The sequence below is a fragment of the Sphaerisporangium sp. NPDC088356 genome (assembly GCF_040685555.1).
Lineage (GTDB): Bacteria > Actinomycetota > Actinomycetes > Streptosporangiales > Streptosporangiaceae > Sphaerisporangium.
The window spans coordinates 13103-25224 of record NZ_JBFBIK010000066.1 but is presented as its reverse complement, the minus strand read 5'-3'; the positions used below and the strand labels follow the sequence as shown (position 1 = coordinate 25224).

At 70.7% G+C, this 12122-nt stretch carries 12 protein-coding genes; 9 read left to right on the top strand and 3 right to left on the bottom strand.

Annotated features, from left to right (window positions below; genetic code table 11):
* Positions 1-80 precede the first annotated feature (80 nt).
* The 8 genes from AB0O34_RS23185 to AB0O34_RS23150 all read left to right on the top strand — a co-directional run bounded on the left by AB0O34_RS23185 (position 81) and on the right by AB0O34_RS23150 (position 6733).
* Positions 81-686 carry a sigma-70 family RNA polymerase sigma factor gene (locus tag AB0O34_RS23185; RefSeq protein ID WP_363918533.1) on the top strand — a complete coding sequence of 202 codons (606 nt, stop codon included), beginning with the start codon at positions 81-83 and terminating at the stop codon, positions 684-686.
* Between the two features lie 76 nt (positions 687-762).
* On the top strand, positions 763-1032 hold the full coding sequence (rsrA, locus tag AB0O34_RS23180) for a mycothiol system anti-sigma-R factor (protein ID WP_363918498.1): 270 nt from the start codon (positions 763-765) through the stop codon (positions 1030-1032).
* 29 nt (positions 1033-1061) lie between these two features.
* Positions 1062-1994, top strand: a complete 933-nt coding sequence (locus AB0O34_RS23175) for an NAD-dependent epimerase/dehydratase family protein (RefSeq protein ID WP_363918496.1) — start codon at positions 1062-1064, stop codon at positions 1992-1994.
* Positions 1995-2111: 117 nt separating this feature from the next.
* The gene (locus AB0O34_RS23170) at positions 2112-2234 is read left to right on the top strand and encodes a hypothetical protein (RefSeq protein WP_363918494.1); all 123 of its coding nucleotides are present in this window, start codon (positions 2112-2114) and stop codon (positions 2232-2234) included.
* Positions 2235-2266: 32 nt separating this feature from the next.
* Positions 2267-3616, top strand: coding sequence for an HD-GYP domain-containing protein (locus AB0O34_RS23165; RefSeq protein WP_363918492.1), 1350 nt, complete (start codon positions 2267-2269; stop codon positions 3614-3616).
* Positions 3613-4893, top strand: a complete 1281-nt coding sequence (locus AB0O34_RS23160) for an HD domain-containing phosphohydrolase (RefSeq protein ID WP_363918490.1) — start codon at positions 3613-3615, stop codon at positions 4891-4893. The genes AB0O34_RS23165 and AB0O34_RS23160 overlap by 4 nt, the downstream gene beginning before the upstream one ends.
* 154 nt (positions 4894-5047) lie before the next feature.
* Positions 5048-6415: a biotin carboxylase N-terminal domain-containing protein gene (locus AB0O34_RS23155; RefSeq protein ID WP_363918488.1), complete on the top strand. Its 1368-nt coding sequence runs from the start codon at positions 5048-5050 to the stop codon at positions 6413-6415.
* A 105-nt stretch (positions 6416-6520) separates the two neighbouring features.
* Positions 6521-6733 (top strand): biotin/lipoyl-binding carrier protein, encoded by a 213-nt coding sequence (locus tag AB0O34_RS23150; protein ID WP_358550923.1) that lies wholly within the window; start codon positions 6521-6523, stop codon positions 6731-6733.
* A gap of 31 nt (positions 6734-6764) precedes the next feature.
* Here the strand turns inward: AB0O34_RS23150 and AB0O34_RS23145 are convergent, their stop codons facing one another.
* The gene (locus tag AB0O34_RS23145) at positions 6765-7145 is read right to left on the bottom strand and encodes a hotdog domain-containing protein (protein WP_363918486.1); all 381 of its coding nucleotides are present in this window, start codon (positions 7143-7145) and stop codon (positions 6765-6767) included.
* 442 nt (positions 7146-7587) lie between these two features.
* On the opposite strand from AB0O34_RS23145, the gene AB0O34_RS23140 reads away from it, so the two are divergent.
* The gene (locus tag AB0O34_RS23140; RefSeq protein ID WP_363918484.1) at positions 7588-9327 is read left to right on the top strand and encodes a protein kinase; all 1740 of its coding nucleotides are present in this window, start codon (positions 7588-7590) and stop codon (positions 9325-9327) included.
* Between the two features lie 52 nt (positions 9328-9379).
* Here the strand turns inward: AB0O34_RS23140 and AB0O34_RS23135 are convergent, their stop codons facing one another.
* Together AB0O34_RS23135 and bioB are read right to left on the bottom strand one after the other, a co-directional pair.
* On the bottom strand, positions 9380-11026 hold the full coding sequence (locus AB0O34_RS23135; protein WP_363918482.1) for an acetolactate synthase: 1647 nt from the start codon (positions 11024-11026) through the stop codon (positions 9380-9382).
* A gap of 75 nt (positions 11027-11101) precedes the next feature.
* A complete protein-coding gene (bioB, locus tag AB0O34_RS23130) occupies positions 11102-12100 on the bottom strand; it encodes a biotin synthase BioB (RefSeq protein ID WP_363918480.1) in 999 nt (332 codons plus the stop codon).
* Positions 12101-12122: the final 22 nt, after the last annotated feature.

Here is a 12122-nt window from a genome sequence, read left to right as displayed (position 1 = left end):
CCATGCTGATGGCCGAGGTCGCTGACCGGACGGCCGTACGCAAGCCGGTATTCTCGGCTGTGTACGGCGCGTATAAGGGGGTGGGTCCGGTCTCCAAGACAGCCGAGGAGACTCTGGAGCAGCGCAGCCAGCGGTTCGAGCGCGACGCAATGCCTTACCTCGACCAGCTGTATTCTGCCGCGCTCCGGATGACCAGGAATCCCGCGGATGCGGAGGACCTCCTCCAGGACACCTTCGCCAAGGCCTTCGGGTCCTTCCACCAGTTCCAGGAAGGCACCAACCTCAAGGCCTGGCTCTACCGCATCCTCACCAACACCTTCATCAACAGCTACCGCAAGAAGCAGCGGGAGCCCAAGCAGTCCGGCACCGAGGAGATCGAGGACTGGCAGCTCGCGCGTGCGGAGTCGCACACGTCGGCCGGCCTGAAGTCCGCCGAGGTGGAGGCGCTTGAGCACCTGCCCGACAGCGACATCAAGGACGCGCTCGCCGCGCTTCCCGAAGATTTCCGCATGGCGGTGTACCTCGCCGATGTCGAGGGGTTCCCGTACAAGGAGATCGCCGACATCATGGGCACCCCAATAGGAACCGTGATGTCACGTCTGCACCGGGGGCGGCGTCAGCTGCGGACCCAACTCGAGGACTACGCGCGCGGACGCGGGCTTGTGCGATCGGAGGAGCCGTCGTGACGGAGCGCGGCGAGATTGATCAATCATCGGTGGTGACAGGCGGTCGCGGATGCGGCGCTCTGGCGAGGTGTTCGGCATGAGCTGTGGCAAGCCGCACGACACCGACTGCAAGGAAGTGCTCGACAAGGTCTACACCTTCCTCGACGGCGAGCTGGATGAGCACCGGCGGTCCGACATAAGGCAGCATCTCGACGAGTGCGGGCCCTGCCTTGAGGAATACGGCCTGGAGAAGGTCGTCAAACAACTCGTCGCCAAGCACTGCGGGTGCGACACCGTGCCGGAGGATCTCCGGTCGAAGGTCCTCAGACGCATAGAGTCCGTCCGGGCACAACTCGCGTCAGAGTGACCCACCGGGTGATCCCCTAGTATGCCGGGATGCGGATACTCGTGACCGGCGGCGCCGGGTTCATCGGATCGACCCTCGTCGATCGGCTGCTGGCCGACGGGCACGAGGTCGCCGTGGTGGACGACCTGTCGTCGGGTGAGCGCGGCAACCTCGCCGCCGCGGAGGGCAACCCGAGGTTCCAGCTGCACGAGATGGACGTCAGGGAGCCCGTTCTGAACGGCCTGATGACCGAGTGGAGGCCCGAGGTGGTCTGCCACCTCGCGGCGCAGATCAGCGTGCGCGTCAGCGTGGCCGATCCGGTGTTCGACGCCAGGCTCAACGTCGGCGGCACGGTCAACGTGCTGGAGGCCGCCCGCACGTCCGGGGCGAGGAAGGTCGTCTACGCCTCCTCTGTCGCGGTGTACGGCCGTCCGGCCGTGATCCCCGTGCCCGGTGACGCCGTGGCCGACGCCCGCTCGCCGTACGCCGCGTCCAAGCTCAGCGGCGAGATCTACCTGTCGATGTACAGGGCGCTGCACGGCCTGGAGTACACCACACTGGTGCTGTCGAACGTCTATGGCCCCCGGCAGTCGCCCCTCGGCGAGGCCGGGGTCGTCTCGATCTTCACCGACGCGCTGCTGCGCGGCACGCCGACCGTCGTCTACGGCGACGGCTCCCAGAGCCGCGACTACATCTTCGTCGAAGACGTGGTCGACGGGTTCGTGCGCGCCTGCGGGGCGCGGGGCGACGGGCGCAGGTTCAACCTCGGTACGGGCGTGCGGACCACCGACCGCGAGCTGCACACCCTGGTGGCCGCCGCCGCCGGCGCGCCCGACGAGCCGCGCTCGGAGCCGACCCGGCTGGGCGATCTTCCGGCCATGGCGGTCGACCCCTCCCCGGCGCTCGAAGGTCTCGGCTGGCGCCCCCGCACCGAGCTTTCCGACGGCCTGAAGGCCACGGTTGAATGGGCGAGATCGCGTTAGCTACGGGTAGTGGTTTGATTACGCTTTGGATGCGATTCTTCGACTTCCCGTACGGGTCACCTCGCTTTCTGTAGCCTGAAGCCGGACTCGATGGGGAGGCGGCACATGGTGAAGGCAATGGCCACACGCATGGTGGCGGCCATGGCGGTCAGCGGCCCTGGGTGGGCGCTCGGTCTGCTGGCTCTGGCGGTTCTCCTAGGGGGCGCGGTAGTAGTGCCCTCGGGGATCTCCTGGACCTGAGCACGTGCCGGTGACGTCCCGAGGCGGCGGCATTGCGTGATCTACCTTGGCCGGCGAAGGTCTACCTCATCCTTCTGGTGGGGGTGGCCGCGGCACTGATCGGGCGGGGTCTCATCCTTCCCGGGCGCTTCGGCGAGCACCAGTGGCCGACCTTGCTGGTCCTCGCCCTGCTGTTCTTGGTATGCGAGTCGGTCCCGACGCTGCTGAACGTCGAGCAGGCGGCGATGTCGGTCAGCTTCTCGGCGGCCCTGGCCGCCGTGGTGCTGGTGGGCGACGTGGGCGCGGCCGTGGTCGGGGCGACCGCCGTGCTGAGCGTGCGGCCGGGGCTCCCGCTGCACAAGCGGCTGTTCAACGGCGCGCAGTTCGCCATCTGCGGCTACACCGCCGGGTGGGTCTTCGACCGGCTCGGTGGCCTTCACGACGTGCCCGGCGCCGACCGGTTCACCGACATGCTCGGTCCCTTCATGGGCGCGGCGGCGGTGTTCGTGCCGCTCAACTTCGTGCTGTTCGCGGTCATGCTGTCGCTGGCCGGGCAGTTGCGCACCGGCGAGGTCCCCCTGCGCGGGCTCGCCCAGTTCCTCGTCTCCTACCTCGGGTACGCCACCTTCGGCCTGCTGATCGCCGGGCTGTGGGCGACCGTCCAGTCGATCTCGGCTGTGCTCGTGCTGCTGCCGCTGTTCATCGCGCGGTGGGCATTCGGGCAGTACCTCGCCCAGCAGCGGTCGTACGACGCGACGATCGCGGCCCTGTGCCAGGCGGTGGAGACCAAGGACTACTACACCCGGGGCCACTGCACCCGCGTCTCCGGCGCCTCGACCATGATCGCCCAGGAGATCGGCATGGGCCCCGAGCGGATGCGGGCCATCGGTTACGCCGGCATGCTGCACGACGTCGGCAAGCTCGGCGTCCCCACCAAGGTCCTGCAGAAGGAGGGCGGCCTGACCGAGGAGGAGTACGCCGCGATCCAGCTCCACCCGATGCGCGGCCTGGAGATCGTGCGGGGCATCGACTTCCTCGACGAGGCCTTCGCCGGCATCATGCACCACCACGAGCGCCAGGACGGCGGGGGATATCCCATGGGCCTGGCGGGGGCCGAAATCCCCGAGTTCGCCCGCATCATCGCGGTGGCCGACGCCTTCGACTCCATGACCTCCGACCGCGCCTACCGTAAGGCGAAGTCGCTCGACGAGGCGATGGCCGAGCTCCGCAAGGGGGCCGGCACGCAGTTCGACCCTGTCATGGTCGGCGCCTTCATCAGGGCGCTCGACCGGCGGGGCTGGGATCCTCCCGGCGCGGTCCCCGTGCCCGACGACGACACCGTCGAGACCGTGGCCAAGGACCACGACGATCCGACCATGCCCATCGTGGTGTCCGAGCGGTGACCACCACCGCCCGGCCCCTGCAGGGGCTCGACTCCGGCCAGCTGCTGCTCATCTGCGCCGCCGGCATGGTGACCGTCGCCGGCGTCGCCCACACGGCGGCGGTGGGCCTTCTCGACCCCGAGATCGCGGTCGCCTTCGGCATGCTGGTCGCCGCCGGCGAGCTGGCCAGGCTCACGATGCCGGGCAACAGGGAGGTCGCGCCCATCGGGGCCGCCGCCGCCCTCGGGTACACCCTGCTGCTCGACGTGGGAGGCGTGCCGACCCGGCACTCGGCGCTCCAGGTGGTGGCGGTCATAGCGGCCGGCATGACGCTCGGCGCGCTGCCCCATCTCGCCGTCGGCAGGCCCCCGCAGCTCGACGCGATCGCCCGGCGGCTGCTCTCCGGGGCGCTGCTCGCCTTCGCCTACCGGCCGCTCGCCTCGACGCTGTACGCCACCACCGACCACGGCACGGGCACGTGGTGGGTGGTCCTCGGCGTGATGGCCGTGCTCATCGCGGCGATGCTGACGGCCGACGTGCTCATCGCCGCCGTGCTCAGGGCCGAGCAGGTACGCACGGCCTTCCACGTGGCCATCCGCGACGAGCTGCGCATGGCCGCGCCGCTCGGCGCCGCCGTCGCCGCCTCGGGCACCCTGCTGGCCCTCGCCTCCCACAGCATGAACCTCGCCGCCCTCGTCGTGTTCGCCGCCCCGCTGCTCGTCACCCAGGTCGCCTTCCGCAAGTACGCCGGCATCCGTGCCACCTACCTCCAGACCGTGCGGGCGCTCGCCCGGGTGACCGAGGTCGGCGGGTACGTCGAGCCGGGGCACTCGCGCCGGGTCAGCCGCCTGTCGCTGGCGATCGGCCGCGAGCTCGGCATGGCGGAGCCCGAGCTGCTGGAGCTGGAGTACGCCGCGCTGATGCACGACATCGGCCAGCTCTCCCTGCGCGACCCCATCCCCGGGGGGGCCACCGTGCTCACCGATCCCGAGCAGGCCCGCAGCATCGCGGAGCTCGGAGCCGAGGTCATCAAGAAGACGGGCGTGCTCGACCGGGTGGCCGAGATCGTGCGCCGCCAGGGCGACTCCTTCACCGGCCCCGACCTGCCGCCGCTCGCCAGCCGCATCATCAAGGCGGCCAACGCCTACGACGACCTGGTCGGAGGGTCGACCGACCGCGACCGCGCGGCGGCGGCGCTGGAGCGGCTGCGTGTCGACTGCGGCGACGAGTACGACCCCGCGGTGGTGGAGTCGATGGCCAGGGTCGTCGACCGGCCCGCCCCCGTCCACCGTCTCTGAGATCCCCCCGAGGGCTCCCTCCGGGCGATCTTCCGCGCTCACGCGCGGTTGTGGGCTTCCTACAGCCGGGACACGGGGGGATCGGTGGTTTCGCGGAGGGGTTCTGAGGAGGCTCGGGCCATAAGGTGGTGAACCGTCGAAGGGAGTGCGGCCGGTGTTCGAGAGCGTTCTGGTGGCCAATCGCGGAGAGATCGCGCGGCGGATCGTCCGCACGGTGAAGGCCATGGGCCTGCGGGCGATCGTGGTGCATTCCGAGGCCGATATCGATCTTCCCTTCGTCCGCGAGGCGGACGAGACCTACCTGCTCGGGCCCTCGGCCCCCGCCGAGAGCTACCTCGACATCGCCAAGGTGATGGAGGCCTGCCGGGCGACCGGCGCGCAGGCGGTCCACCCCGGCTACGGCTTCCTGTCCGAGAGCGCCGCCTTCGCGCGGGCCGTGATGGACGCGGGCCTGGTGTGGATCGGGCCGTCTCCCGACGCGATCGAGCGCATGGGCGACAAGATCAACGCGCGGAACCTCATGGAGCGGGCCGGCGTGCCCGTGGCCGCGGGCACGCGGGAGCCGGTGACCGGGTTGCCCCAGGCCCTGACCTCGGCGGCCGAGATCGGCTACCCCGTCATGGTCAAGACGGCGGGAGGCGGCGGCGGCATCGGCATGGGAGTCGCCCACGACGAGGCCGGGCTCACCAAGGCCTTCGAGACCGCGTCCCGGGCCGCCGAGCGCTTCGGCGGAGGCGGCTCCGGCGCGGGGCCGGCGATCCTGCTGGAGCGTTACATCGAGCGGGCCCGCCATGTCGAGGTGCAGATCCTCGGGCTGGCGGACGGCACCGTGGTCGCGCTCGGCGAGCGCGACTGCTCGGTCCAGCGCCGCCACCAGAAGGTCGTCGAGGAGTCCCCGTCACCGGGCATAACGCCCGAGCTGCGCGAGCGCATGCTGGCCGCCGCCGTGCGGGCGGGGGAGGCGGTCGGCTACCGGGGCGCGGGCACCGTGGAGTGCCTTGTGGACGCCGGCGAGCAGGACTTCGTGTTCCTGGAGATGAACACCCGGCTCCAGGTGGAGCATCCGGTGACCGAGCTGGTCACGGGCATCGACCTGGTCGAGCAGCAGCTGCGCGTCGCGGCGGGGGAGCCGGTCACGTTCCCGGTGGCGTCGCGGGGGCATGCCGTCGAGCCGGACGGCCACGCCATCGAGATGCGCGTGTACGCCGAGGACCCCAAGCGGTTCTTCCCCGGGCCCGGCAAGATCGGGGTCTGGGAGGAGCCGTCGGGCCCCGGAATCCGCCTCGATTCCGGATATGTCGCAGGAAACACGGTCACTCCGTTCTACGATCCGCTGATGGCGAAGCTCTGCGTCCACGGCGCCGACCGTGACGAGGCACTGGCGAGGGCCCGCGAGGCCGTGGCCGCCTTCCGCATCGAAGGACCCAAGAACAACCTGGCGTTCTGCGCGGAGCTGCTGGACAACGCCGAGTTCACCAGCGGCGACTACGACACCGGGCTGATCGCCCGCATGCGTTCGTGACGCCGGGCGAGGTTGTGGACCCGTCGGCGCCGCGCTGTCATGCGGATGCGACGATGAGCGACAGCCCTCTGGCACAGTTGGATCATTTGATTGAGGGGAGTTCCGGTGGCGGAAGTACGTGCCGAGATGGTGGCGAATGTCTGGAAGGTCGTCGCGGCTGAGGGAGACAGTGTCAGCGAGGGCGACACGCTGGTCATCCTCGAGTCGATGAAGATGGAGATCCCGGTGCTCGCCGAGGACTCGGGCGTCCTGAGCCGGCTCAAGGTGGCCGAGGGCGACGTCATCCAGGAGGGCGACCTGATCGCGGTCATCGAGTGAGGCGGGCCCACGGGCGGGGCAGGGCTCAGGCTCAGCCGGTGAGCCCGGACAGGAAGCGCTCGCGGTCGACGACGACGCGTTCGATGGTGGCGGTCGCCACTGTGCGCTTCCTGTCCCTGGCGATGACCTCGAAGACCAGGCGCCTGCCGTCCACCTCGACGAGCTCGGCGATCACCTCCACGTGCGTGCCCACGGGGCTCGCCGCGCGGTGCTCCAGCGTCACCTTCGTACCGACCGACGTCTGCCCGGGCTCCAGGTGGTCCCGCACGGCCCGCACGGTGGCCGCCTCGGCGATCGCCAGCAGGCGCGGCGTGCCGAGCACGGGCACGTCGCCGCTGCCCATCTTGACGGCGGTGTCCGACCGCTCGACCATGATGAGAACCTCGGCGCGCAGCCCCGCATCGATCGTCATGCGGGCAAGCCTATTGCGGCGGGCACGCGGACCAGTTCGACCGGGTGGCGCCCGCCATCCTGTTCGCACGGTCTCGTACCACCTTCACCGGTTGGCGGCCTTGGCGGTTATCAATGGAATACGCTCTTCGCGTGAGCCCCTACTGCGACCATTGCGGACGTCTCGCTGGAGACGAGAACCATTCCGCATGCCGTGCCGCGAGGGACATGGAGCCCCCCCGCTACTGTCCGGCGTGCCGTCGCCGGCTGGTGGTGCAGGTGACGCCACGGGGCTGGTCCGCCCGCTGCGTCGAACACGGTGTGACGCACGCTGACACCCCGGCGTGAAGTTGTGACCACGGGTTTTGTGACACCGGCGTGATCTGGCCGCGACACAAATCCGCTTTGTTGGAGAACTCTGGGGTGACGTCGGTGTTGGATGGATTGGGGTAAGCGGGGGAGAGATGGTGGCCCAAGGGACCACGCTGGCGGGACGTTACCGGTTGGACGTCCGTCTCGGCGCCGGCGGCATGGGCGAGGTGTGGCGCGGCGAGGATATGGTCCTCGCGCGCACCGTCGCCGTAAAAGTGCTCTTACCAGGCCGGATGGATGATCCGGGCTTCGCCGCCCGCTTCCAGGGGGAAGCACGCGCGATGGCCACGATCAACCATCCGGGTGTGGTCGACGTCTATGACTACGGCGTGAGCGACGTGCCGGGAGACGGCCCGACCGCCTATCTCGTGATGCGGTTCGTCGACGGCGAACCGCTCGACCGCCTGCTCACCAGGCTCACCCGCATCGCGCCCGAGCCCGCCATGGAGCTCATCGCGCAGGCCGCCTCGGCCCTTCAGGCCGTACACGACCGTGGCATCGTGCACCGCGACGTCAAGCCCGGCAACCTGCTGGTCCGTCCGGACGGCACGCTCGTCCTCACCGACTTCGGCATCGCCCGCGCGGACATGGGCCACCGGCTGACCGACGCGGGCATGGTGCTCGGCACGGCCGCCTACTGCGCGCCCGAGCAGGCGGAGGGCCAGCCCGTCACCCAGGCCGTCGACCTCTACGCCCTCGGTGTGGTCGCCTACGAGTGCCTGGCGGGCTACCGGCCCTTCGACGGCGACACCCCCGTCACCATCGCGCTCAAGCACATCCGTGAGGACCCGCCACCGCTGCCCGCCGACGTGCCGCCCGCCGTCCGGCATCTCGTCGAGCGAGCGCTCGTCAAGGACCCCGCGCGCCGCTGGCGCAGCGCCGCGGAGATGAGCGTGGCCGCGCGCCAGACGATGCGCGACGACACCGGGGCCTCGGTGGCGGTGTCCGGCATGGCCGGCCTGACCGGCATGGTCTCCTCCGAGCGCACCACGTCGGGCGCCGGTCACCCGCACCAGCTCGCGGCGCCCGAGACCGGCGCCCACGCGAGTAGGGCGTCCTGGCACGACGGCGACGCCGTCCAGCCCACCACGGCCACGCCTCCGCCGTACATCCTGGCCACCTCCACCTCTCCCTCCGCGGTCCATTCGCCGCCCCCAGGGCCCGCTCAGGGCCCGCCTGGCGTGCCTCCGGGGCAGCGGGGCGCCCGAGGCCGCCGCGCGGCCGCTCCCAAGCGCGGCAAGGCGGGTCTGATCGTCGGGGTCATCGCGGCCGGAGTCCTGCTCGGCGGGGCGGGCGCGGTGGCGTTCAGGCAGCTCGCCGACTCCCAGGCGTCGGCGGCGGGCGCCGTGGAGACACAGTCCCCGACGCCCAGCGAACCGGAGGCGACGCGGACACGGAACGCCCGCCCGCCGAGGGAGACTCCGGGGGTGCCACCTCCCTCCGAAGGCGCCGCCCAGCAGACCGGCGAGCCGTCGATCATGCCGACCAAGAAGTCCCCGACCCCCACGTCGAAGCCCTCTCCCAGCCCGACGAAGACCCGCACCCCGTCTCCCACCCCGACGAAGGTGCCGGCGGCGAAGAAGTCCGTGCCCGCCGTGATCAACCTGAGCCAGCAGGCGGCGACGGCCAGGCTCCGGTCCGCCGGCTTCAAGACCAAGGTCGACGTCAGCGGGACCCCCAGTGACGAGGGCTGCACCCGCGTGCTCGACCAGAACCCGGCCCCGGCCACCGCCTGGCCCGTCGACCGCTACGTGACGATCGTCGTGGAACAGGGCATCCCCTGCGACGACGAGCCCAGCGACGCTCCGACCCCGACCCCCTCGGCCTCCTGACCCTGGGCGGCCGTCCCAGGGACGGCCGCCGGAGTGCCGGTGGCCGTACCGGTCAGATGCCCGTGGTGGTGCGCGGGTAGGCGATCTGCGGGTCGGTGGCGATGTTGACCATGTAGGGCACGCCCGAGTCGAACGCGCGGCGCAGCGCGGGCCCGATCTCCTTCGGCGAGGTGACCAGCTCGCCGCCGCCGCCGAGAGCGGTCACGACCTGGTCGTACCTGCACTGCGGCTGCAGCTCGGCCGCGACGTCGTACCCGTACAGCATCTGCATGGGGTGCTTCTCCAGGCCCCAGATGCCGTTGTTGCCGCAGATCATCACGACCGGCAGCTTGTGGCGCACCAGGGTGTCCACGTCCATGAGCGAGAACCCGGCGGCACCGTCGCCGAGCAGCAGCACGACCTGCGAGGACGGACGGGCGATGCGGGCGGCGATCGAGTAGCCGAGCCCGGTGCCGAGGCAGCCGTACGGCCCGGGGTCGAGCCAGCATCCGGGCCTGCGGGGCTCGATGTACTTGCCGGCGTACGACACGAAGTCGCCGCCGTCGCCGATGACCACGGCGTCGTCGGAAAGGACGCGGTTGAGCTCGCCGTAGATGCGCATCGGATGGATCGGGTCGGCGTCGGACTCCATCAGCTCGGCGTCGCCGGAGACGGCCGCCGCGGCGGCCTCGGCCAGCTTGGTGACCCAGGGCGCGTGGGACGTGGGTGACACCCCGGCCTTCTCGCAGGCCGCCCGCAGGCTCCAGAAGAGCAGGGAGAGGTCTCCGGCGGCCGAGGCCGCGGTGCCCACGTGGGTGGCGAGCTGTGACGGCGCGTCGGCCAGGTGGACGACCTTCGCCAGGGGAGCGGCGTCCCTGCCGCCGAAGAAGCCGTAGCCGAGGCGGAAGTCGAGCGGGGTGCCCGCGACGATGACCAGGTCGGACTGGGAGAACGCGATGCCGCGCGCCCGGGTCACGAGCAGCTCGTGCCCGGCGGGCAGGATGCCGCGCCCCTGGCCGTTGGGGATCACCGGGAGCCGGAAGGCCTCGGCGAAGTCGCGGGCGACCTCCTCGGCGCGGTCCATCCAGACGTCCGACCCGAGCACGAGCACCGGGCGCTCGGCCTGGGCGATCAGCCGCGCGATCTCGGCGAGCGTCTCCTGGTCGGGCTCAAGGGGGGACGGCGTCAGCGTCTCGGCCTCGTGCGCGGGGGAGGGCGAGAACAGGTGGTCCATGTAGAAGTCGAGGAACACCGGGCCGCGGTGCGGGGCGATCGCCGTGCGGAACGCCATCTCGACGTCCTGGCCGATCGAGTCGGCGCCACCGGCCGTGAAGGCCAGCTTGGTGATCGTCTCGAACAGCGGGGGATGGTCCATCTCCTGGAGCGCGCCCGACCCCCATCGGGAGGCCGGGGCGCGGCCGCCCATCACCACGACGGGCGAGCCGTTGAAGTGCGCGGTCGCGACACCGCTGACACCGTTGGTGATGCCTGGGCCGGCGGTCAGCACCGCGAGGCCTGGTTGTCGCGTCAACCGAGCCGTGGCCTCGGCGGCGAACACCGCGCTCTGCTCGTGCCGCACATCGACGATGCGCATGCCCTCGTGGACGGCCCCGTCGTACAGGGGGAAGACGTGGCCGCCCGAGAGGGTGAACATGACTTCGGCACCATAGGCTCGTGAAACGGCGACCGCGATGTCACCGGCGTGCTTTGCAGACTCCATGACGTGAACTTACCTTTTCTGTCCCCGGTCAATCCTTGAGGGCTCATATGAGCTGCTCAAGGGGCGACTCTAGGGTCAGAGCGTCGGCGAGAGAGCCTTGATGGGCATCTTCAGGTCCGCCAGGAGCTCCAGGTCTTGCTCGGGGGAGCGGCCGAGCGTCGTGAGGTAGTTGCCGACGATGATGGCGTTCACCCCGCCGAGCATGCCGTCGCGGGTGCCGAGGTCGCCCAGCGTGAGCTCGCGCCCGCCGGCGTACCGCAGGATCGTGCGCGGCAGCGCCAGCCGGAACGTCGCGATCGTCTTCAGCGCCTCGGCGCCCTCGACGAGCGGGAACGACCCGAACGGCGTGCCGGGGCGCGGGTTGAGGAAGTTGAGCGGCACCTCGTCGGGACGCAGCTCGCCGAGCTGCCCGGCGAACTCCGCCCGCTGCTCCCTGGTCTCGCCCATGCCGATGATGCCGCCGCAGCACAGCTCCATGCCGGCCTCGCGGACCATCTCGCAGGTCTGCCAGCGCTCCTCCCAGGTGTGGGTGGTCACCACCTGGCCGAAGTGGGAGCGCGCGGTCTCCAGGTTGTGGTTGTAGCGGTGGACGCCCATCTCGGCCAGCTCGTCGACCTGGTCCTGGGTGAGCATGCCGAGCGAGCAGGCGACGTTGATCTCGACGGCCTCGCGGATGGCCTTGACGCCCTCGCGGACCTGGTCCATGAGCCGCTGGTCGGGCCCGCGCACGGCCGCGACGATGCAGAACTCGGTGGCGCCCGTCTGGGCCGTCTCGACGGCCGCCTGGACGAGCGAGGGGATGTCCAGCCATACGGACCGGACCGGGGAGGTGAACTGCCCCGACTGGGAGCAGAAGTGGCAGTCCTCCGGGCAGCCGCCGGTCTTGAGGGAGATGATGCCCTCCACCTCGACCTCCGGGCCGCACCATGCCATGCGCACCTCGTGAGCGAGCGCGAGCAACTCGGGAATGCGGTCGTCCGGCAGCTCCAGGCATCGCAGGGCCTGAGCGGAGGAGAGCCCCCGCCCTTCTTCGAGCACCTGAACCCGGGCGATCTCCAAGATGTCCATACTCATCGGTCCTGCTGCTCCCTTGTCG